Source organism: Candidatus Poriferisocius sp. (genome assembly GCF_965219775.1).
Taxonomy (GTDB): Bacteria; Actinomycetota; Acidimicrobiia; order Acidimicrobiales; family Bin134; genus Poriferisocius.
The window spans coordinates 3,222,102-3,241,561 of sequence record NZ_OZ244793.1 but is presented as its reverse complement, the minus strand read 5'-3'; the positions used below and the strand labels follow the sequence as shown (position 1 = coordinate 3,241,561).

Here is a 19,460-nt window from a genome sequence, read left to right as displayed (position 1 = left end):
CGGCGTCGGCCTGAGGCACGAGGCCCCCGTGTCCGTTACAAGTCACTCTTGTGATTACTACATATTGCCTTGTAGCCTGACCGCATGGCCACAGCCGTCTACCGGGTGTCAGAACGGGGCCAGATGGTGCTCCCCGCCGAAGCCCGACGCCGATGGAACATCGCCGAGGGAGGCGCAGTGGAGATCGCCGACCTCGGCAACGCCCTGGTCATCGTGCCCGCGGGCCAAGGAGGGCTCCGGACACTGCTCAAGGAGGCCATTCGCGAGGCCGGTGGGTACCCCTCGCTGGCCGCCAAGGTCGCGGCTGACGACCCCGACCTTGCATGACCAATGTTGTCGTGGTCGACGACCACATCCTCTTGCGCTTGCTGCTCGATGACGAGCCCGATGACCTGAGGCCGACGGGGGCCAGAATCGCCACCACCGGGTTGTGGTATCACCGACTGTGCCGAGCGTTGGCCGATCGGGAAGTGGTCGGGTCGATGTCCCGAATGCTCAACCGCCTCGATGACAACGCAGCGGCCGGCGTCATTGCCTCGGTCGTCCGACTTCCCCCTGCCGTCGAACTGGTGTCGCTGCGCACCCTGGGCTGGTCGATGGGGGCTCTCGCCGTTGGCGGTGCTCGGCTCAACCCCCTGTCGTTGGAGGCCGCGGCGGCCGCCCGCTACTTGGACGCGGAGATCTGCCTCGCGGCCGCCGACAACAACGTCCCTTTGCTGAACGCGGCGGAGCGCTTGGGGCTCGCGGTTCGGGTGGTGACGGCCTGACCCTGCTGTCGGGCCGGATCCGGTAGCCCCCGTCGGCTTTGGCCCGATCGACCCTGGCCCTAGGCGCCGGCTGGGTCAGGGTTCGAAGACTTGGAGGTCGGGGCGGTCGTCCAGGAGGTAGTCGTTGGCCAGGTCCTCGGTCAGGTGGCGACCGGAGAACTCGTCCAGGGCGTCGAGGGTGAGGCCGTCGTGCTGGTAAACGGCCACCTCACGTGCGGGTTCGCTGAGGCGGCTCACGATGTCGCCGGAGATGTGGAAGGTGCGTCCGGTCACGTGGCGGGCGGCGTCGGTGCACAGCCACACCACCAGTGGGGCGATCTTGCGAGGGGCGTAGCGATCTTCGCTGGGCTCGGGCACCGGTACGGCATCGGCCCCCCTTGGGGCCATGGTCAGGGCCATCACATCGGTCCACCGGGCGGTGCGCACGGCGTATTCGGCGGTGGAGGCGCCGTCGGCCCGAGGCCGAATGGCGTTGCACCGCACCCCGAAGCGGCCCAACTCACGGGCGGCCGTGCGGGTGAGGCCGATCACCCCCTCCTTGGCCGCCGAGTAGGCGCAGTGCGACGGGTGCCCGAAGCCAGAGCCCGAGCTGGTGTTGATGATGACGCTGGTCTCCTGTGCCACCAGGTGCGGCACGGCGTGCTTCATCATGGCGAAGTAGCCCTTGAGGTTGACGTCGACCGTGAGGTCCCACTCCTTTTCGGTGAAGCGCCAAATGTCGTTGTTGCGCCCGGCGGTGGCGTTGTTGATCACGATGTCGAGCCGTCCGAAGGCGTCCACCGCTTGGGCCACGATCTCGGCGGCCCCGTCCCAAGTGGCCGAGACGTCGCTGGCCACGGCCTGGCCGCCCGCGTCGGTGATCTCGCCGGCCACCCGCTCGGCGTTGGCCGCCACCCCATCGGGGGCCTTGCGGATCCCCAGATCGTTGACCAGCACCCGGGCCCCCTCGGAGGCCAGCAAATGGGCGTGCTCCCGCCCGATGCCACCACCCGCCCCGGTGACGATCGCAACCCTGCCCTCCAACCGACGTGTCATCGCGCCACCCTAACCTGAAGATGATGGAGACACTGCGGGGATCGATCACGGCAGTGGGGTTCGCCTCGGGCGACCGGTTCGTCGTCGGGAGTTGGCGCACCAGCCCGATCGGACCGTTCGCCGACGTCATGTGGGCCCAACCCGACGGCAGTCGGGTGCTGCTGGCCCCGGCCCACGCGGCGGACTACATCACGTCGGTGTACCCCTTCGAGCAGGTGCGACACGGTGTGGTCGAGGTGTCCGCCCTACGCCGACGGTGGGAGGTGCGCACCGCCGAGCTGGTCCTGTCGCTCCAGGTGGGGTGGGCGGGGGTGAACCTGCCCCCTCGGCCCCGGAGGGTCACCGCCACGGTGGAGAACTGGTGCGCCCGAGCCCTACTGGGCGTGCGCACCTACGGGGTCAGCCCGACGGGGGTGGCCGAGTGGTATCGCACGCAGCGTGTGGTGCGGGTGGTCCAGGCGTCGGCCCAACTCTCGGGCCGGGACCTCGGCCCCCTCACCCGGGTGACCCGCCCTCTCGGCTTCGGCTTCACCGACCCACCCCAACACCCAACCCACACCACCCTGCGCGTCGACCTCCGCAGGCCTGATTGACAGCCTGCAACCCCGACCAATGATTGGCCCCCGGTGCCCAGTTTCCAGGGACTGAGCCCCCGGTGCCGAGCCTCCCGGCTGCGAGCTACCCGGTGCTGAAGGCAGCGGTGGACTGGCCGGGGCGCAGCACATAGAACTCCATGCCGTCGGGCCCGCAGGTGAACGAGTACTCGTGGTTGGCGGCCAGTATCACCGAATCCTTGGGGCCGAGATCCATCGAGGGTCCGTCCGCACCATCGGGCCACACCCGACAGCCCCCCGACAACACGATCAACAGCTCGTTCTGATCATGGCTGTGGGGCGGCACGTGATACCCGGCGGGCATGGTGGTGTACTGACACCAAAACCCCCCGTCACCCTGGGCCAGGTACTTGCGGGCCGCCCCCCGCCGCCGGGCCTCGGCCACCATCTCCGCAGGCGCGTCGGAATTGGCCGCCTCATCCACCCACCCAACATCCTCAAACCGCAACACCTTCGGTTCCATCGACATCCCCTCCACTCCTCACAGCCACCTGGCGGGCCACGGACCTCCAATGTAGTCACCATAGCTGCCGATGGGCGGCAGTCATCGGTTGGAACACTCTATTGAGTGATTTTACTCAATAGAGTAACTAATCTTGCTATGCTGCCCTGCATGACCCGATTTGAACGCCCGCAGGTGGCGACCATCGTCGAGCGGCTGAACGAGCCGCCACAGCGGATCATCGCCATCTTCGGGCCTCGCCAGACGGGCAAGACTACGGCAGTGCTCCAAGCACTGGAGCGCATCCAGAGGCCCTGGCGTTACGAGGCCATGGATCAACCACCGAAGCAACCTGGGCTTGACCCGTCCGCCGAGGCAACCAGTGTCAGGACCGGCAGCCTCCCCGACCGGCAGGAGTTGGTCAGAATCTGGGAAGACAGCAGACATCGGGCCTTTTCGTCACCGGAGGGCTTCGTCCTCGTGTTGGACGAGATCCAGAAGATCGACGACTGGGCCAACACGGTCAAGGGCCTGTGGGACCAAGATCGGGCCATCGACTGTCCGCTCCACGTGGTGATCCTCGGGTCGGCCCCGCTCCTGCTGCAACAGGGCATCAACGAGACCCTGGCCGGCCGATTCGAGCCGATCCGCCATACCCACTGGTCGTACTCCGAAATGTCGGAAGCGTTCGGCTTCAGCGTGGATGAGTACGTCTACTTCGGGGGCTTTCCTGGTGCCGCTCCCCTCATCTCCGATCAGGCCAGGTGGGCCGCCTACGTTCGTGATGCACTCATTGAGCCGGCAGTGGAACGTGACCTGCTAGCCATGGTCCGGGTTGACAAGCCGGCGCTGTTGCGGCGTTTGCTGGAACTCAGCATGGCATATTCTGGGCAAATTCTCTCCTACAACAAGATGCTTGGTCAATTGCAGGAAGCAGGAAATACAACTACTTTGGCAGGCTACTTGAGACTCCTGGACAGAGTAGGACTTGTTTCTGGCCTGCAGAAACATAGAAGTCGTGCAGTGTCAGCAAAATCCGATACCCCAAAACTGATTGTTCTCAATACCGCCCTCATGGCTGTTCGCTCTGACCGTACGTTTGACGAAGCCCGAGCTGACCGCTCATTCTGGGGCCGGATGGTTGAAAGCACAGTGGGCGCACATCTCCTCAACTCATGCTCTACTGCTACGAGAGTCAAATACTGGCGGATGAGTAATCGTGAAGTGGACTTTGTATTGCAACGAGGGCCTCGTCTGGTTGCAATCGAAGTGAAGAGCGGTAGGACGCGCGAGACCCCGGCAGGCCTCCTTGAGTTTAAGGAGCAATTCAAGTTTTGTACGACCCTCGTGGTAGGTGATTCAGGGATTCCGCTGCAAGAGTTCCTGTCCTCGCCTGCAGATCACTGGCTTGAGAAACAATGACCACCTACGTCTCCCGAACCTGCACAGACCTTACTTCCAAGAAGGCTGGGCCGCTCCGTGACTTCCGGTCGGAGCCTGCCTATGTCCTCTTGGGTGATCCTGGCTCCGGCAAGACCACCGAATTCGAGCGTGAAGCAGAGTCATGCGATCAACCTGCCCAGTGGGTCCCGGCTCGAGACTTCATCACCTTTGATGTGGAGAAGCGCCCTGAATGGCGAGACAAGGTGCTGTTCATCGATGGCCTGGACGAAGTGCGAGCAGGCAGCCAGGACCGGAGAAGGCCGCTGGACCAGATCCGCCGACAACTCGACTTACTTGGCTGCCCCCACTTTCGCATCTGTTGTCGAGCCGTCGACTGGATGGGCACCAGTGACCAGCAAGCCCTGGAAGCAGTCTCGCCTGGTGGGCAGATCACGGTCCTGCAGCTCAACCCGCTCAGCGACACCTCAGCCGGCGAACTGGTGGCCGAGGTCATCCCCGACCTCGAACCTCGGCAATTCCTCCAGGAAGCTGAGCGTCATGGTGTCACCGCCATGCTGGGCAACCCTCTCATGCTGGAGATGCTGGCCAAGGCCGTCGCCAGCGGCGGGAGCTGGCCGAGTAGCCAGCGAGAAACCCTCGAACGGGCCTGCAGACGGCTCGCCACCGAATGGAATGAGGAACACCTCGCCGCGACCAGCTCAAGCCCCGCGAGCATCGATGAGGTCTTGGCCGCGGCCGGTCAGCTTTGTGCTACCTCACTGCTCTCCGGCCAGGAGGGTTGGGGCATGAGGCCTCAGCAGGGAGATGACCCCTACCCGTGCATCGACACTCTCCTCGGGGTGGCCGCAAACTGCCCGGGCACACCGGATGCCGACCGTGCCTGGAGGCAGACGCTGGCGACAGGGCTGTTCACCAGTGCAGGGGAAGGACGATTCCAGCCGGTTCACCGCCGAGTGGCTGAGTATCTCGGGGGCCGGTACCTGGCGAAGCTGATAGACGACGGCCTGCCCGCTTCTCGGTTGCTTGCCCTCATGACCAGCGATGTCGATGGAGGCATCGTGACGCCACTACGGGGCTTGGCGGCATGGCTGGCTACCCACTGCACCCAGGCCCGCGTTCGAATCATCAAGGCCGATCCCGTCGGCACTGGCCTCTATGGGGACGTAAGCGAATTCGACAGGGACGAGAAGAAATACCTTATTGAGTCGCTTCACGACTTTGCCACGCGCGGGCCGCTGTTCGGCCATCAGTTCCGCGACGACCCTGACAGCGGGTTGAGAGATGACACCGCCTGGGCTTTCCGCGCCCTGGCATCAGCCCCCATGAAGGACACGCTCGCAGACTTCCTTAAGGACAAGGGAGAGGAGACCGAGGACATCAGGATGTTCCTCTTGGAAGTGCTGGCCCAAGCCGACACCTCGAACCAGCCAGGCCTGGCCGGGCTGGCTCCGGTCCTTTCCGACATCCTTGAGACAAGGGACATATCACCCGACATGAGGCGTTGGACCGTGGATGCTTACCTTCACTTGGTGGCAGACCCCGACCGAGACCATGGACTGCTGTTCAAGCTCTTGGAAGACATCATTGCAGGCACCACAGAAGATCCCTTCGATGACACTTATGGAAGACTGTTGACGGCCCTATACCCGAGCCACATCTCTGATTCCAACATTTGGAAGTACATAGAGTACCGCAACAATGAATCGTTTCGTGGTTCCTATCAGCAGTTCTGGTGGGACTACTTTGTACCCCATGTAGAGATTGCCAGCCTACCTGACGTACTAGAGCTACTCAACGCCCTCGACCAAGAGCAAGTGCAGAGGATTCACGACAATGGCTCTTTCTTTGCTAATCGGCATGTGTTCCTTGCCCCACTCAGCAGGTACCTCGAACTTGTTGGGGATTCGCTAGACGTCAACAGCCTGACCACCTGGCTAACTAGTACTGCCAATCACAGCATTTCTCGGCAGGAAAGTCGCCAGCAGGATAGGATTCGCGAGTGGCTGCAGGAGCATCCCGACACCCAGAAGGCAATCTACCTAGCCTGGATCCGCAACGGGATTGAATCCAAAAATCTGCATGACCATGCACTCGGAGTTCTCCCCATGCGATTTGAATGGTCGAATGTGCTACATGGAAGCAAGCTTCCACCTGACTTTGGCCTTTGGTGTGCAGAGAGCGCAATTGAGTTCAGCAACTCAGAACCTGCACTTGCCTCGGTGCTACTGAATCACGCTGCCATCGCCTTGGAGCGGCCTGGAATCAGTGAGGAGTTGGACCATGACGTCGCTCTATCCCTGATGGAAGATCATCCTGAACTGAAACAGCAATGGCAAGCGTTCCTGCAAGCCAAAGGTGGTGCTGAAGGCGATCACATCTGGAAGGACAGGGAGCAAAGAGTTGCAGAATATAATCGGGAACAGCAAGAGAAGAGAACTCGAAGGATGGAAAGTCTGAGGGAACATGAAGATCATTTGAGGAACAACTCCCTGCCCGCACACATCCTGCATCAATTGGCCACTGTGTATCATGGAATCGCCGCTGGCACTGATTCCAATTTGAACCCACGAGACCGACTGCAAGAGTTTCTCGGCTATGATGAAGAATTGATTGACCAGGTTGAGGATGCACTTCGGCAAGCCGTGTTTCGAGAAGGCATTCCTGGCATTGGGGAAATCACCTCCGTCTTTCTTGAAGGAAGAATGCCATTCCTAGCATTTCCTGTGCTGGCATCCCTAGATTTGCTAGATCAGGATAGCGATCAGAGGTTAGACAGTCTCTCTGAGTTACAGATACAGCAGGCAATCACGATGTTCCTGTATTTCCCACTGGGCTATGAGTCCATGCCCTCGTGGTACACCCGCTGGAGTAAGGAACATCCTAAGCTGGTGTTGAGCACTATAGAGACTTGTGCCTCGGATGTATTGCGCGCTCGCAGGGATTTCTTGCCTGGTCTCAATGAACTTGACTCTGATGACCTTCCTCAGGATGCTGTTCACGGGTTGCGCCTGAAGCTGCTGAAGGTATTTGAGGACGATGCCCCGCAATGGCAAATGCCTATCCTCGATCGAATCCTGACCTCAGCGTTTCTGTACCGTAACCGGTCACTACTCTTGGACGTAGTGGAAGACAAGCTACAAACCAAGAGGATGTACGACGTTCAGCGCGTTCGCTGGCTCACCATGGAACATCTGCTGTCAGGTTCTGCTGGTCAGTCCAAATTGATTGACTTTGTGAACGGTAACAGTAAGCGGATCCAGCACTTAGCTGAATTGCTGACTTACGGATCCCGGTCGGGACTTTCTCGGTGGAAGCCCCTCACGCGTCATGCTGACCCTGACGCTATCAGCCCGCTGATCAAGGTCTTGGGTAGTTACTACCCCCCAGCCTCTTGGGTCGGTGACAAGACATTTTCTGTCGTGACCCTTGCCATGGAAACTTCCGACGTGATTGCTCGCATGATTCGGCAACTGGGTAGCTCACCTGTCCCTTGTGCAGCGTTGCTGACAGAACTGACTGAGAATCCTGAACTCAAGGAGTGGAGGGAGTGCCTCGTCCGAGCCCAGGAGGAGCAGCGCCGTCTCCACCGGGATGCCGTCTACCGCCACCCTTCGGTGGAGGAGGTCGTAAACACCCTGAGCAATGGCGCTCCAGCTAATGCCGGTGACCTGGCGGCCCTGCTCAAGGATCGACTCGATGAAATCGGCCTGCACATCCGAGGCGACAGCAGCAACCTGTGGAGTCCCTTCTGGAATCAGGATTCCAATGAGAAACCCAGCGAACCGAAGCCGGAAAATGCCTGTCGGGATGCCCTCCTGCCCATGTTGCAAAACAGCCTCCCCAGCGGTGTGCATTGCCGCCCAGAGGCACGCTATGCCGGGAACACTCGAGCGGACATCGAGGTGAGCTGTGGGAAGATCAGCATCCCCATCGAGATCAAGAGGGCTTTCAAAGAAGATCTTTGGACGGCGGCACGCGATCAACTGGTGAACCAGTACACCACCGACCCGGCCTCCTCCGGTTATGGCGTCTACCTGGTGCTGTGGTTCGGTGACCACCCCAAGCCAGTGAAGACCTCCCCTGACGGAGTGCGCTACGCCACCCCTGGAGAGCTGCAAGCGGCCCTGTCCGAGCATGTGCGGGCCGAGCTGGACGCAGGCCAGGCCGACAAGATCAAAGTGGCCGTGCTAGACGTGACCAAACCGGGGGACCACAGAACGCGAACCTAGCGATCAAGGCTGCTCGCGCATTGCTCAGGCCACAGGGTCGAACCAACCCAATCCCTCGAATCGGGAGAATCCGGAGTCGGCAGTAGCAACTCTTGCCCCAATCGATACGGCTATTGCCGCCAACCATGCGTCCGGCACCAGATTCCCGCGCAACATTCGATCAGCCTGGGCGAACGCCGCGAACTGCTCCCATGCCGCCGTTGTGCCACGGACCGATCTCGAAGGTCTAGCGCTTCGCAAGGCGGCCACAAATGCCAATCCTTCTCCCAGCGGGGTTGGCGCTGCGTAGATCCGGGGATTGGTGACAATGCGGAGAAAGCCCGTCAAGACGAGATCGACCAAGACAAGGGGCTCGCTGCCAGCGGCGACGTCGTTGAGCCAGTCCGCATAGCGGGCGTGATGTTCTTCCTCGCGCTTGTAGGCGTAGACGATGACATTGACGTCGGGAAGGATCATCGGAGCCTGTCGGCGTCCAAGACTGCCGCCAGAGCGTCGCGATCGGAAATGTCAACCAACGGCCTGGCTGCCGGATTGCCGTGAACAGGAAGCCGCTCAACCTCGCCCTGCACCGCGGTTTCCTTCAGCACGAGGTGCAAGCCGTCGATGACCAGGCTCGTAAACGTCCTGCCCGTTTCCTCGGCCCTTCGCTTCGCCTCCTCTGCCAAACCGCTAGGCAGATTGATGGTAGTTCTCATACATATGAGCATATCCTTGATTGCAGGTATCTGTCACTCCAGGTGATCTCGGCCCTCGAGACAACCAGCCCCGCAACCACCCCAACGCTCACATCTCTCAATGTGACGCTCCCGCTCCGTCAACCAGCGCAAGCGGGTTCGGCGGTGTGCAGCGGGGGGAGGGTGGATGGGTCATGATGGGGGGCATGGACTATCAGTACTTGACGTACGAGACGCTGGACGACGGGGTCATTGCCCGGATCATGTTGAATCGGCCCGAGGCACGCAACGCCCAGAACCGGGGGATGCTGGTGGAGCTGAACGAAGCCTTCCTGGTGGCCGAGGCCGACGACGACGTGCGGGTGGTGATCCTCGGCGGTCTCGGCCCGATGTTCTCGGCCGGCCACGACATGGGTACCAAGGTCAGCATCGACGAGCGCACGCCCGGCCCCGACCAGCACCCGAGCTTCCGGATCAACGGCGGCCACCGCCGAGGTTCGGAGAAGCTGATGCTGCAGGAGTGGCACTACTTCTTCGAGAACACCAAGCGGTGGCGCAACCTGCGCAAGATCACCATCGCCCAGGTGCAGGGGCCGGTGCTGGCCGCCGGGCTCATGTTGATGTGGTCGTGCGATCTCATCGTGGGGGCCGAGGACGCTTCCTTCGCCGATGTGGTGGGCACCCGACTGGGCATGATGGGGGTGGAGTACTTCGCCCACCCCTGGGAGTTCGGCCCCCGCAAGACCAAGGAGCTGCTGCTCACCGGCGACTCCATGGACGTCCACGAGGCCCACGCCCTGGGCATGGTGGCCAAGGTGTTCCCCAATGAGACGCTGAGCGAGCAGACCCTGGAGTTCGCCCGGCGCATCGCCTCGGTGCCCACCATGGCCGCCCTGTTGATCAAAGAGGCGGTCAACCAGTCGATGGACGCCCAGGGCTTCAACACCGCCCTGTCCGCCTGCTTCAGCCTGCACCAGCTCAACCACTCCCATTGGGCCGGCATCTCCGACGGCCAGTTCTGGGTGGCCCGACCCGAGGACGGCGTGCCCCACTGGAAGGACGCCCCCAAGGTGCGACCGGCGGCCAAGACGTCCCCCGGCGGCGAGTGACCGGGCCGCCCGAGCACAGAGCATCGCCGCCGAAAGGAGCACCCGTGATCGAGTCCCACCACATCGACACCGCCGGACTTCGGTTCCACTACCTGGTCGCCGGCGATCCCGACGCCCCGCCCGTGGTGCTGTTGCACGGCTTCCCCCAGACCTCGCACATGTGGCGCCATCAGATCCCGGCGCTGGCCGAGCACTACCGGGTGTACGCCCCCGACACCCGGGGCTACGGCGGCACCGACAAGCCCCGGGTGCGGGTCACCCGTGACCTGTTGGCCCGCGACATCGTCGATTTCCTCGACGCCCTGGGCGTGGGGCAATGCGCCCTGGTCGGCCACGACTGGGGTGGGATCATCGCCTTCAAGGCCGCCCTGGAACACCCCGACCGGTTCCATAAGCTGGCACTCGTCGACACCCTGTGCTCGGTGTGGATCCCCTGGGGCATCCACGGCTACTGGTTCAAGTGCGAGCCCGAGGCCGAGGAGTTCTGGCAGCAGTACGCCGCCGAGTTCATCAACTCGGTCTTCGGGGGCGTCGAGGGCAGCTACGGCCCCCCGCCCCTCTCACCGTGGAAGACACCTCGGGGCAGCCGCGACAACGACCCCGGCGGAGCCATGTCCGACTGGGACCCCACCCAGTACTGGACGGACGCCGACGTGGCCCACTACCGAGAGGCGTTCAGCGAACCCGGCGCCTGGTTCCACGCCGTCTCCTACTACCGCGACGCCCTGCCCTTCCACCTGCCCGACGCCGACGGCAGCCTGACCTACCGGTCATCGGCGCAGGTGGCCGAGATGTGGAGCCACCCCGACCTGCTGTTCTCCCACCCCGACTACGGCCCCTTCCCGGTGTTCGCCCCCGAGGACCGGGGCCGCACCTACCCCCACCCGGCCCTCTACCTCTACTCGGCGTTCCTGATGCCCCAGGCCTTCGCCGACGGCTTACCCGCCGACGACCACATCCCGAGCGGCAACCCCTATGCCGACTCGTTCATCGACCATTTCCCCGACTACCGGGCCCGCCCCGCCGCCTGCGGCCATTTCATCCCCGAAGAGGCCCCCGACCGCACCAACGAGGTACTGCTGGCCTTCCTCACCGGAGCCATCTGACCCTCACCCGACGCGCGACCGAGAGCCATGGTCGCCAAACATGAGCGGAGGTTGGGGGTCAGCGGGAGGGTTGGAAGGAGCGGAGGCGGAGGCTGTTGGTGACCACGAAGAGGGACGAGGCCACCATGGCGACGGCGGCCATCATGGGTTCCAGGACACCGGCGGCGGCCAAGGGGATGGCCGCGGTGTTGTAGGCGAACGCCCAGAAGAGGTTGCCCCGAATGGTGTTCATGGTGCGCCGCGACAGGGCGATGGCGTCGGCCACCGCGGCCAGGTCCGACGTCATGATGGTGAGATCGGCGGCTTCGGCGGCCACGTCGGTACCCGTGCCCATGGCGATGCCGATGTCGGCCTGGCTGAGGGCGGGGGCGTCGTTGATGCCGTCGCCCACCATGGCCACCCGCCGTCCCTCGGCTTGCAGGCGGGCCACTTCTGCAGCCTTGCCGCCGGGGTCGACCCCGGCCACCACTCGGTCAATGCCCAGCTCTTTGGCCGCGGCCTGGGCCCGACGGGGGTGATCGCCGGTCAACAACACGGTTTGGATGCCCAGGGACGCCAGGGCGGTCACCGCGGCGGGGGCGGATTCCCGCAGCCGGTCGTCCACCGCGATCACGCCCTCGGCCACCGAGTCTCGGCCCACCAACACCGCCACCCGACCCCCCGCCTCCACCTCAGTGGCCGCCTGCTCGACAGCTTCGGGCACCTGATCGAACAACCGCCGCCCGCCCACACGGACCTCGACACCGTCCACCGTGGCCACCGCTCCCCGGCCGGGGTGGTTCCGAAAGCCGGTGACGGCCCGATGGTCGAGACCTGTAGCGGCAATGGCCCGGGCGATGGGATGTTCCGACCGGGCCTCCACCGACGCGGCCAGCACCAACAGTTCGTCGGGGTCACCGTCGGGGGCCACGACGTCGACCACCTCCATGCGACCCTCGGTGACCGTGCCGGTCTTGTCGAAGACCACGGTGTCGAGCCGCCGGGTGTCCTCCAGCATCTCGCCGCCCTTGATGATGATGCCGAGCTGCGATCCCCGTCCGGTGCCCACCATCACCGCCAGCGGGGTGGCCAGTCCCAGCGCACACGGACAGGCCACGATCAGCACCGCTACCGCCGCCGAGAAGGCCTCCGAGGCAGGCTGGCCGAGCGCCAGCCAGCAGGTCAGCGTGACCAGGGCAACAGCCACCGCCCCGGGCACGAACACCGCCGAAATCCGGTCGGCCAGCCGCTGGATGCGGGTGCGGTTGGTCTGGGCCTCTTCCACCATTGCCACGATGCGGGCCAGCACGGTGTCGGCCCCCACCCCGGTGGCCTCCACCACCAGTGATCCGTTGGCGTTGACCGATCCCCCCACCACAGTGTCGCCCGGCCCGACCTCCACCGGCACCGGTTCGCCGGTCACCAGCGAGATGTCCACCGCGGAGAGACCCTCGCGCACCACCCCGTCGGTGGCGATCTTCTCTCCGGGCCGCACCACGAAGCGCATGCCCACCCGCACCTCCCCGATGGGCAGGTCGGTGCCGTCCTCCAATCGGGCGACCGGGGCGGCCACCTCGGCCAAGGCCCGCAGGGCGTCGCCCGAACGGCGCCGAGCCCGGGCCTCCAGCCAGCGGCCCAGCAGCACCAGCACCACGATGACCGTGCCGGTCTCGTAGTAGAGGTGGCCGTCGGCGATGTCGGCCACCAGCACCACGGTGGACCACGCCCACGCCGAGGCGGTGCCCATCGACACCAGGGTGTCCATGGTGGCCGAACGGTGGCGAAGCTGGGTCCAGGCCCGGCGGTGGAACTCCCGTCCCGCCCCGAACACCACCACGGTGGCCAGCGCGCCCACCACCCAGTCGGACCCGGCAAAGCTCAGCCGGTCCACCATCGACAACACCATCACCACGGCGCCCAGCGCGACGCCGACCAGCAGCGACGGCAACCCCACCGAACCGGTTGCGGGCTCTGGTCGAACGGTCGGAGTATCGCCGACGGTGTACCCGGCGGCCACCACGGCGGCCCGCAACGCATCACGGTCGACACCGGGATCGCAGGTCACCGTGGCCCGTTCGACGGCAAAGTTCACCCGGGCGTCCACCACCCCCGGCACCCCGCAGAGAGACCGCTGGATGCTGGCGGCGCAGGCCGCACAGGTCATCCCCTCCACCGCGAAGGTCACGTCCCGGACCGCTGCGTTGGGCCGCTCAGCCATCACGACCAGTCTACGAACCGCAACGCAAGGAGGGCCGGGTACCGGAGGGGCAATCGCAGCGCCCAGGGGGGCGAAAGGGCCCCGGTAGCGGATTACTCCTGGACCAGCTCGATGAGGGTGCCGTGGGCCCCCTTGGGGTGGATGAAGGCCACCGTGGTGCCCCGGGAGCCCGGGCGGGGTTCGGCGTCGATGGGGGTGGCACCGGCGGCCACCATCGCCTCGAGGGCGGCGGCGCAGTCGTCCACCCGATAGCCCACGTGGTGGATGCCCTCGCCCCGCTTGGCCAGGAACTTGGTGATGGCGGAGTCGTCACGGGTGCCGGTGGTGAGCTGAATGTAGGAGTCGGCCACCTTGAGCAGGGCCTCCTCCACCCCGTCGCGCTCCACCACCTCGCGATGGGCCACGGTGGCCCCGAACGCCGACCGGTAGAAGGCGACGGCCTGGTCCAAGTCGTGAACGGCGATAGCGACGTGATCGATCTCGGTCAGCAACATGAGCCGATCATAAGTCCGCCCCGGATCAGGGTTGCGGTCGGCCGGTCGGATCAGGCCGTTTCCCGCCGGGCCACCTCGCCCTCCAGGGCCTCCCAGAGCTGGTCGCGCACGACCTCGGCGTCGACGCCGTCAAGACCATTGGCCACCACCACGCCCTCGACCATGTCGGACAGCACCGCCAACCAGTTGCGGTTGTGCACCATCACCGCCACCGTGGTGGAGCCGTCGTCGTGGCGGGTCAGCGTGCGGCGACGACCCACCTGGCGGGGCGGGCTGCGGAAGCTGGGCATGGGGAGCCCGTGACCTCGGGCCGCCAATCCGAGGAGCCGGACGGCCTCGGCGAAGGCCAAGGCCCGGCCGGTGTTGCTCTCGGGCGGTTGCCCGTCGCCGTGAACGACCCGCATCCGGTGAGCCGGTTTCTCTCTTTGATCTTCTTTGTGTTCCCTCATGAGTCCAGTATCCCGACAGGTGTGACAACTTCTCTTGCCGTCCGTCGCCAACCGGGTCACTGGAGGTCGAGCACCTTGGTGCGACCGCTGGACACCCACGCCAGGGCGATGACCGCCAAGAGCACACCGGCCCCACCCACGGCGTAGCGGGGTCCGACCACGTCGGCCAGAGCCCCCTGGATCTGGGCCCCGATGGGCAATCCGGCCAACAGCGTCATGAGGTAGAGGGCCAACACCTTGGCCCGGAGCGCTTCGGTCACCTGGAGCTGGATCACCGTGTTGAGGGTGGAGGCGGTGATGATGTGGGCTGCGCCCACCACGGCCAGCGCCACCACCGCCAGCCAGTAGTAGGGGGACACCGCGAATCCCAACAGGGCGATGCCGTAGACCGGCCAGCCCAACCCCACCAACCGGCTGCGGGACGCCCGACTGCCCCAGGTGATCACGAACGGCGTGTTGAGCGCCGCTCCCGCCCCAGCGGCCGCAGCCAAGATGCCGTATCGCACCTCGTCCACGACAAAGACGTCGTCGGCGAAGATCACCACCAGGTGGATGATGGGCTGACCCAACAGGGCGATCACCCCGGCCGTCATGATGGCTCGCCGGATGCCGGCGTGGGTGGAGACGAAGCGGAGGGCGGCGATGGCATCGGTGAAGATGTTCGAGCGCTCCCCGCCGGTGGTGGGTTCTTTTCGAGGCACCTGTATGAGCGCCAGGACCATCACCGCGGGCACGTACGACAACGCGTTGACCAGAAACGACCACGCGGGTCCGCCGATGGCCAGCACCACCCCTCCCACCGCGGGACCGACCGCCCGGGCAGCGTTGAACTGCGCCGAGTTCAACGTGACCGCGTTCAACAGGGCCCCGCGGGGCACCAGCTCGCTGACGAACGCCTGCCAGGCGGGAAGCTGAATGCCGTTCACACACCCGGTCAGCGCGCCGAGGGCGATGTAGGCCACTGGTCGGTCCACCCCCCACGCCCACATGGCCGAGAACACCAGAGCGATGAGCGCTTGGGCCGAGTTGGTGAATATCAGCATGATCCGGCGGGGGAAGCGATCGCCCAGCCACCCCCCCACCATGCCGAACACCACCGCGGGCAGTGTCTGCATCACGGCACCCAACCCGACCCACGTCCCGCTGTCGGTCAGGTGCTCGATCACGTACGCCAGCGCGATCATCTGCACCCATACGCCCGAGTTGGACACGATGGCCCCGGACAGGAACAGCCGGTAGTTCCGGTACGACAGGGCCCGGTTGGCCCGCCGGGGATGCCAGGAATCGGTCACTGCGCCAACGTAACCGACACATCACTACGCTCAGGAACATGGCACTTGTGCTCACCGAGATCGAAGACGGCGTGGCCACCGTGACCCTCAACCACCCCGAGGTGCGCAACGCGGTCAGCCTGGAGATGAACCAGGAGCTCGAGTCCGTGTTCGACCAACTGGAGGACGACCGCTCCGTGGGGGCGGTGGTGCTCACCGGCGCCCCCCCGGCCTTCTCGGCGGGGGCCAACCTGGACGAGCTCCTGGCCGCCGACGACCCCAGCCGCCTGGGCGCCATCTACGCCGGGTTCCTCCGGGTGGCCCACACCCCGCTGCCCACGGTGGCCGCAGTGAACGGCCCGGCGGTGGGGGCGGGCATGAACTTCGCCCTGGCGTGCGACGTCATCCTGGCGGGGCGCCAGGCCATGTTCGAGAGCCGGTTCCTGCAGATCGCCATCCACCCCGGCGGGGGCCACACCTGGCGGCTGCGCAGCATCTGCGACCGCCAAACGGCCATGGCCATGGTGGTGTTCGGCGAGCGGCTGGACGGGCCGAGGGCCGCCGAGATCGGGCTGGCCTGGAAGTGCGTGGACGACGAGGAGCTGTTGGGGGAGGCCCGACGACTGGCCCGCCGACCGGCCCGCGCCCCGAGGGCACTCACCGCGGCCATGAAGCAGACGATCATCGACATGGGCGCCGTCACCGACAGCGAGGCCGCCGTGGCCCGGGAGGTGGACCCGCAGGCCTGGTCGATGGCCCAGCCCGAGTTCAAGGAGCGAGTGGCCGCCCTGAAGGAGGCCATCAGCACGTCGCGGACCTAGCTGACCGGACCCCCGCTCATCCATCCGGCCACCAATTCCGGGCCCCGAATCTGCCACTCCTCGGCGGTGATGGCGTACCGCACGTGATCCTCCCAGGAGCCGTTGATCTCCAGGTAGCGCAGGGCGATCCCCTCGGAACGGATCCCCAGCTTCTCCACCACCCGGCGGCTGGCCTGGTTGCGGGGGATGATGTTGATCTGCACCCGGTGCAGCCCCAAGGTCTCGAAGGCATAGTCCAACACCACCACCAGCGCCTCCGGGGTGAACTCCCGGCCGGCGAAACGGTGGTCGATCCAGTACCCCACGTGGCCGCTCTGGAAGGGGCCCCGCTGCACCCCCGACAGGTTCATCTCCCCGATGAGTCGGCCCTCGGCGAACACGCCGAACCCGTAGCCCGCGTCCATCTGCCGCTCCCGGTCACGGGCGCTGCACCGGGAGGCAAAGGCCACTCGGTCCTCCACCACGTCGGGCTGGGCATCGTGCTGGGCGGGCTCCCAAGGGGTGAGCCACTCCCGGTTGGCCCGTCGCACAGATCGCCACTCGTCGAAGTCGCCCTCGGTCAGGGGCCGCAGCTCCACCCGGGCACCCCGAAGCCCCTGCCCTTGTTGGGCACCACGAAACCGAGACCACGCCCGAACCATTTGCCAACCTACTCGCGCACTGCCTGATCGTCCCCGGGGTCCAACCTACTCGCGCCCTGCCGGTCGGTCCCGACGTCAGCCCCGTCGGTGGGCGCGCCGCCGCAGGGGCGCATCAGTCCAACAGGCTCAACACCAAGCCGTCGAGGATGTCGGACTCCGAGACCAGGCACGACTCGAACCCGAAGTGGCGCATGATCTTCACCAACACGGCCATCCCCCCCACGATCACGTCCACGCGCCCCGGCTCCAGGCCGGGATTGAACGCCCGATCGGCCCGAGACTCGGTGGCCAGGGTGCGAAACACGTCCTCGGCGGCCGCCTTGGTCAATTCGAAGTGGTGGATCTTGTCGCGGTCGTAGGTGGGCAGTCCTTGTTCGACGGCCGCCGCGGTGGACACCGTGCCCGCTAGACCGACGAACGTCCGGGCCGTTCGGGCTAGGGGCATCTCCCGGTCCACGTCATCGAGGTGGGCGCCGGTCACCGAGATGCAGGCGTGCAGTTCCTCGGGGAGGGGCGGATCGCTGTGCAGGTACTTCTCGGTCAGGCGCACACAACCCACGTCCAACGACATGGTGGCCTCGCACGCGGTGGTACCCACGCTCAGTTCCGTGGACCCCCCACCCAGATCCACCACCAGGAACGGACCCCTGGCCGGATGGAGTTCGGCGGTGGCCCCCCGAAACGACAGCTCCCCCTCGGCAGGCCCGCTGAGCAACTCGGGGCGGGCGCCGATCACCGCCTCGGCGGCGTCGAAGAACTGGTCACGGTTGGCGGCGTCCCGGGCCGCCGAGGTGGCGGTGATGCGCACCGCCTCGATGCCGTGGCCGTCCATCACCTCGCGGTACCGGCTCAGGCAGTCCACCGTTCGTTGGATGGCCTCCGGGGCCAGCCGACCGCTCCGGTCCACCCCTTGCCCGAGGCGGGTGATGGTCATCTGCCGGTCCAGCGTGGCCGCCCCGCCGCGGCTGACCAGCAACCGGGTGGAGTTGGTGCCACAGTCGATGGCGGCCACCACCCGGTCGCTCATGGTGCCGTGCAGCCCGGCGGGATCCGACCCGGCGGCGGCCCACTCACCGGGAATCGTCGCCGGCCAAAGCAGAGGCCACCCAGCGCCCCACCGGATCGTCGCCCCCGGCCAGGAACCAGGCGTAGTGGGCGTGGAGGCACTTGACCCCTCGACGGGTGCCGCCCACCCCGGCGGAGGGTCGGGGGCCGGTGTGGCCCGCAGGGATGGCGGCGTCCCGTTCGGCGGCGTAGCGGCGGTGGGCGTCGGCCAACTCCTCGGCGTCCACGGCCTCCTCGGACCGGCGCACGCCCCCGGCCGATTCCAACCGACTCACTTGGAGCACGTCCTCGGGACCGATCAACCAGTAGCGGGTGGGCATGGGGGTGCCGTCGTCGAGCAGCGGGGCGTTGCGCAGCACCCGCGGCGTGCCGTCGTCGGCTCGGACCACCACCTCATAGGGCCCTCGGGGGGCTCGACCCAGAAGGGATTCGACCTGCTCGTCGTCGCCCAACCCCGGTTCAGCCCTTCTTGCTCTTCTTCCTCTTGAACAGCTTGCGGATGATCCACAGCACGGCGATGACCCCGGCAATGGGGCCGAACTTCTTGGCCGCGGGCGGGGCGGCCACCTCCAACAGGTCCACCGCTTCGGCTTCGGGGGCATCCACCGCTCGCACCCCGGACTTCTGCTCATCGCCCTTGGCGGCATCACCCTCGCTGCCGGATGCGCCCGCCGCGGCGGCGGATTCGGAGGCGGGGGCCGACAGCAGGGCCTCCAGATTCTCGGCGAACTGACCCATGATCTTGGCGCTCACGTCGGGGATGAGGTTGCGGCCGATCTGGGCCACCTTCCCGGTGATCTTCAGGTCGGTGGTGACGGCCAGCTTGGTGCGATCATCGGCCAGCGACTCCACCACGGCGGTGATCTCCGCGCTGGCGTTGCCTTGACCCCGGGTCTCTCGGCCCTCCGCCAAGATGACCACCTTGAGGGCTTCGTCGTCACGCTCGGTGAACGTGGCTTTTCCCTTGTACTGGGCGTTGACCGGACCGACCTTCACCTTGACGACGCCCCGGTACTCCTCCCCCTCGATCTCGGTGAGCTGCGCGCCCGGCAGGCACGGGGCGATGCGCTCCACGTCGTTGAATGCGGCCCAGACCTCGCTGGCCGAGGCGTTTACTTCGATCTCGTTCGTCATTTCCATGG

Annotated in this window: 20 protein-coding genes; 8 read left to right on the top strand and 12 right to left on the bottom strand. The window is 65.6% G+C overall.

Annotated elements, in window-relative coordinates; genetic code table 11:
- Positions 1 to 84 precede the first annotated feature (84 nt).
- Both ACOQPQ_RS14700 and ACOQPQ_RS14695 read left to right on the top strand, forming a co-directional pair.
- The gene (locus ACOQPQ_RS14700; protein ID WP_420640160.1) at positions 85 to 327 is read left to right on the top strand and encodes an AbrB/MazE/SpoVT family DNA-binding domain-containing protein; all 243 of its coding nucleotides are present in this window, start codon (positions 85 to 87) and stop codon (positions 325 to 327) included.
- Positions 324 to 767 carry a hypothetical protein gene (locus ACOQPQ_RS14695; protein ID WP_420640159.1) on the top strand — a complete coding sequence of 148 codons (444 nt, stop codon included), beginning with the start codon at positions 324 to 326 and terminating at the stop codon, positions 765 to 767. Before ACOQPQ_RS14700 ends, ACOQPQ_RS14695 begins: the two co-directional genes overlap by 4 nt.
- A gap of 75 nt (positions 768 to 842) precedes the next feature.
- On the opposite strand, the gene ACOQPQ_RS14690 is transcribed toward ACOQPQ_RS14695, so the two are convergent.
- Positions 843 to 1,802: an SDR family NAD(P)-dependent oxidoreductase gene (locus tag ACOQPQ_RS14690; RefSeq protein WP_420640158.1), complete on the bottom strand. Its 960-nt coding sequence runs from the start codon at positions 1,800 to 1,802 to the stop codon at positions 843 to 845.
- A 23-nt stretch (positions 1,803 to 1,825) separates the two neighbouring features.
- Here ACOQPQ_RS14690 and ACOQPQ_RS14685 point away from each other — a divergent pair, with 23 nt between their 5' ends.
- Positions 1,826 to 2,395 carry a hypothetical protein gene (locus ACOQPQ_RS14685; RefSeq protein ID WP_420640157.1) on the top strand — a complete coding sequence of 190 codons (570 nt, stop codon included), beginning with the start codon at positions 1,826 to 1,828 and terminating at the stop codon, positions 2,393 to 2,395.
- A gap of 85 nt (positions 2,396 to 2,480) precedes the next feature.
- Here the strand turns inward: ACOQPQ_RS14685 and ACOQPQ_RS14680 are convergent, their stop codons facing one another.
- The gene (locus ACOQPQ_RS14680) at positions 2,481 to 2,885 is read right to left on the bottom strand and encodes a cupin domain-containing protein (protein ID WP_420640156.1); all 405 of its coding nucleotides are present in this window, start codon (positions 2,883 to 2,885) and stop codon (positions 2,481 to 2,483) included.
- 144 nt (positions 2,886 to 3,029) lie between these two features.
- Here ACOQPQ_RS14680 and ACOQPQ_RS14675 point away from each other — a divergent pair, with 144 nt between their 5' ends.
- Together ACOQPQ_RS14675 and ACOQPQ_RS14670 are read left to right on the top strand one after the other, a co-directional pair.
- On the top strand, positions 3,030 to 4,280 hold the full coding sequence (locus ACOQPQ_RS14675) for an ATP-binding protein (protein WP_420640155.1): 1,251 nt from the start codon (positions 3,030 to 3,032) through the stop codon (positions 4,278 to 4,280).
- Positions 4,277 to 8,491: an NACHT domain-containing protein gene (locus tag ACOQPQ_RS14670; RefSeq protein WP_420640154.1), complete on the top strand. Its 4,215-nt coding sequence runs from the start codon at positions 4,277 to 4,279 to the stop codon at positions 8,489 to 8,491. The genes ACOQPQ_RS14675 and ACOQPQ_RS14670 overlap by 4 nt, the downstream gene beginning before the upstream one ends.
- Before the next feature lie 24 nt (positions 8,492 to 8,515).
- On the opposite strand, the gene ACOQPQ_RS14665 is transcribed toward ACOQPQ_RS14670, so the two are convergent.
- Complete coding sequence (locus ACOQPQ_RS14665; RefSeq protein ID WP_420640153.1) at positions 8,516 to 8,947, bottom strand: TA system VapC family ribonuclease toxin; 432 nt, start codon at positions 8,945 to 8,947, stop codon at positions 8,516 to 8,518.
- Positions 8,944 to 9,186: a hypothetical protein gene (locus ACOQPQ_RS14660; RefSeq protein ID WP_420640152.1), complete on the bottom strand. Its 243-nt coding sequence runs from the start codon at positions 9,184 to 9,186 to the stop codon at positions 8,944 to 8,946. Before ACOQPQ_RS14660 ends, ACOQPQ_RS14665 begins: the two co-directional genes overlap by 4 nt.
- Positions 9,187 to 9,371: 185 nt before the next feature.
- Here ACOQPQ_RS14660 and ACOQPQ_RS14655 point away from each other — a divergent pair, with 185 nt between their 5' ends.
- Both ACOQPQ_RS14655 and ACOQPQ_RS14650 read left to right on the top strand, forming a co-directional pair.
- On the top strand, positions 9,372 to 10,274 hold the full coding sequence (locus ACOQPQ_RS14655) for an enoyl-CoA hydratase (RefSeq protein WP_420640151.1): 903 nt from the start codon (positions 9,372 to 9,374) through the stop codon (positions 10,272 to 10,274).
- A 44-nt stretch (positions 10,275 to 10,318) separates the two neighbouring features.
- Positions 10,319 to 11,380 carry an alpha/beta fold hydrolase gene (locus ACOQPQ_RS14650; protein WP_420640150.1) on the top strand — a complete coding sequence of 354 codons (1,062 nt, stop codon included), beginning with the start codon at positions 10,319 to 10,321 and terminating at the stop codon, positions 11,378 to 11,380.
- Between the two features lie 58 nt (positions 11,381 to 11,438).
- Here ACOQPQ_RS14650 and ACOQPQ_RS14645 read toward each other — a convergent pair whose 3' ends face one another.
- The 4 genes from ACOQPQ_RS14645 to ACOQPQ_RS14630 form a co-directional block, all read right to left on the bottom strand.
- A complete protein-coding gene (locus tag ACOQPQ_RS14645) occupies positions 11,439 to 13,577 on the bottom strand; it encodes a heavy metal translocating P-type ATPase (RefSeq protein WP_420640149.1) in 2,139 nt (712 codons plus the stop codon).
- Between the two features lie 92 nt (positions 13,578 to 13,669).
- Complete coding sequence (mce, locus tag ACOQPQ_RS14640; protein ID WP_420640148.1) at positions 13,670 to 14,071, bottom strand: methylmalonyl-CoA epimerase; 402 nt, start codon at positions 14,069 to 14,071, stop codon at positions 13,670 to 13,672.
- Between the two features lie 50 nt (positions 14,072 to 14,121).
- Positions 14,122 to 14,475, bottom strand: a complete 354-nt coding sequence (locus tag ACOQPQ_RS14635; protein ID WP_420640147.1) for a hypothetical protein — start codon at positions 14,473 to 14,475, stop codon at positions 14,122 to 14,124.
- Between the two features lie 101 nt (positions 14,476 to 14,576).
- Positions 14,577 to 15,812 (bottom strand): MFS transporter, encoded by a 1,236-nt coding sequence (locus ACOQPQ_RS14630; RefSeq protein WP_420640146.1) that lies wholly within the window; start codon positions 15,810 to 15,812, stop codon positions 14,577 to 14,579.
- A gap of 38 nt (positions 15,813 to 15,850) precedes the next feature.
- Here ACOQPQ_RS14630 and ACOQPQ_RS14625 point away from each other — a divergent pair, with 38 nt between their 5' ends.
- Positions 15,851 to 16,612: an enoyl-CoA hydratase-related protein gene (locus ACOQPQ_RS14625; protein ID WP_420640145.1), complete on the top strand. Its 762-nt coding sequence runs from the start codon at positions 15,851 to 15,853 to the stop codon at positions 16,610 to 16,612.
- Here the strand turns inward: ACOQPQ_RS14625 and ACOQPQ_RS14620 are convergent.
- The 4 genes from ACOQPQ_RS14620 to ACOQPQ_RS14605 form a co-directional block, all read right to left on the bottom strand.
- Positions 16,609 to 17,190: a GNAT family N-acetyltransferase gene (locus tag ACOQPQ_RS14620; RefSeq protein ID WP_420640144.1), complete on the bottom strand. Its 582-nt coding sequence runs from the start codon at positions 17,188 to 17,190 to the stop codon at positions 16,609 to 16,611. The genes ACOQPQ_RS14625 and ACOQPQ_RS14620 overlap by 4 nt on opposite strands.
- A gap of 175 nt (positions 17,191 to 17,365) precedes the next feature.
- A complete protein-coding gene (locus tag ACOQPQ_RS14615) occupies positions 17,366 to 18,280 on the bottom strand; it encodes an exopolyphosphatase (protein ID WP_420640143.1) in 915 nt (304 codons plus the stop codon).
- Between the two features lie 43 nt (positions 18,281 to 18,323).
- Positions 18,324 to 18,770 (bottom strand): DUF501 domain-containing protein, encoded by a 447-nt coding sequence (locus tag ACOQPQ_RS14610; RefSeq protein WP_420640142.1) that lies wholly within the window; start codon positions 18,768 to 18,770, stop codon positions 18,324 to 18,326.
- Between the two features lie 7 nt (positions 18,771 to 18,777).
- On the bottom strand, positions 18,778 to 19,458 hold the full coding sequence (locus ACOQPQ_RS14605) for an SRPBCC family protein (RefSeq protein ID WP_420640141.1): 681 nt from the start codon (positions 19,456 to 19,458) through the stop codon (positions 18,778 to 18,780).
- Positions 19,459 to 19,460: the final 2 nt, after the last annotated feature.

Coding starts and splice junctions, on each gene's coding strand:
- ACOQPQ_RS14700 (WP_420640160.1), top strand. CDS start 85: ATGGCCACAGCCGTCTACCGGGTGTCAGAACGGGGCCAGATGGTGCTC.
- ACOQPQ_RS14695 (WP_420640159.1), top strand. CDS start 324: ATGACCAATGTTGTCGTGGTCGACGACCACATCCTCTTGCGCTTGCTG.
- ACOQPQ_RS14690 (WP_420640158.1), bottom strand. CDS start 1,802: ATGACACGTCGGTTGGAGGGCAGGGTTGCGATCGTCACCGGGGCGGGT.
- ACOQPQ_RS14685 (WP_420640157.1), top strand. CDS start 1,826: ATGGAGACACTGCGGGGATCGATCACGGCAGTGGGGTTCGCCTCGGGC.
- ACOQPQ_RS14680 (WP_420640156.1), bottom strand. CDS start 2,885: ATGTCGATGGAACCGAAGGTGTTGCGGTTTGAGGATGTTGGGTGGGTG.
- ACOQPQ_RS14675 (WP_420640155.1), top strand. CDS start 3,030: ATGACCCGATTTGAACGCCCGCAGGTGGCGACCATCGTCGAGCGGCTG.
- ACOQPQ_RS14670 (WP_420640154.1), top strand. CDS start 4,277: ATGACCACCTACGTCTCCCGAACCTGCACAGACCTTACTTCCAAGAAG.
- ACOQPQ_RS14665 (WP_420640153.1), bottom strand. CDS start 8,947: ATGATCCTTCCCGACGTCAATGTCATCGTCTACGCCTACAAGCGCGAG.
- ACOQPQ_RS14660 (WP_420640152.1), bottom strand. CDS start 9,186: ATGAGAACTACCATCAATCTGCCTAGCGGTTTGGCAGAGGAGGCGAAG.
- ACOQPQ_RS14655 (WP_420640151.1), top strand. CDS start 9,372: ATGGACTATCAGTACTTGACGTACGAGACGCTGGACGACGGGGTCATT.
- ACOQPQ_RS14645 (WP_420640149.1), bottom strand. CDS start 13,577: ATGGCTGAGCGGCCCAACGCAGCGGTCCGGGACGTGACCTTCGCGGTG.
- mce (WP_420640148.1), bottom strand. CDS start 14,071: ATGTTGCTGACCGAGATCGATCACGTCGCTATCGCCGTTCACGACTTG.
- ACOQPQ_RS14635 (WP_420640147.1), bottom strand. CDS start 14,475: ATGCGGGTCGTTCACGGCGACGGGCAACCGCCCGAGAGCAACACCGGC.
- ACOQPQ_RS14625 (WP_420640145.1), top strand. CDS start 15,851: ATGGCACTTGTGCTCACCGAGATCGAAGACGGCGTGGCCACCGTGACC.
- ACOQPQ_RS14615 (WP_420640143.1), bottom strand. CDS start 18,280: ATGAGCGACCGGGTGGTGGCCGCCATCGACTGTGGCACCAACTCCACC.
- ACOQPQ_RS14605 (WP_420640141.1), bottom strand. CDS start 19,458: ATGGAAATGACGAACGAGATCGAAGTAAACGCCTCGGCCAGCGAGGTC.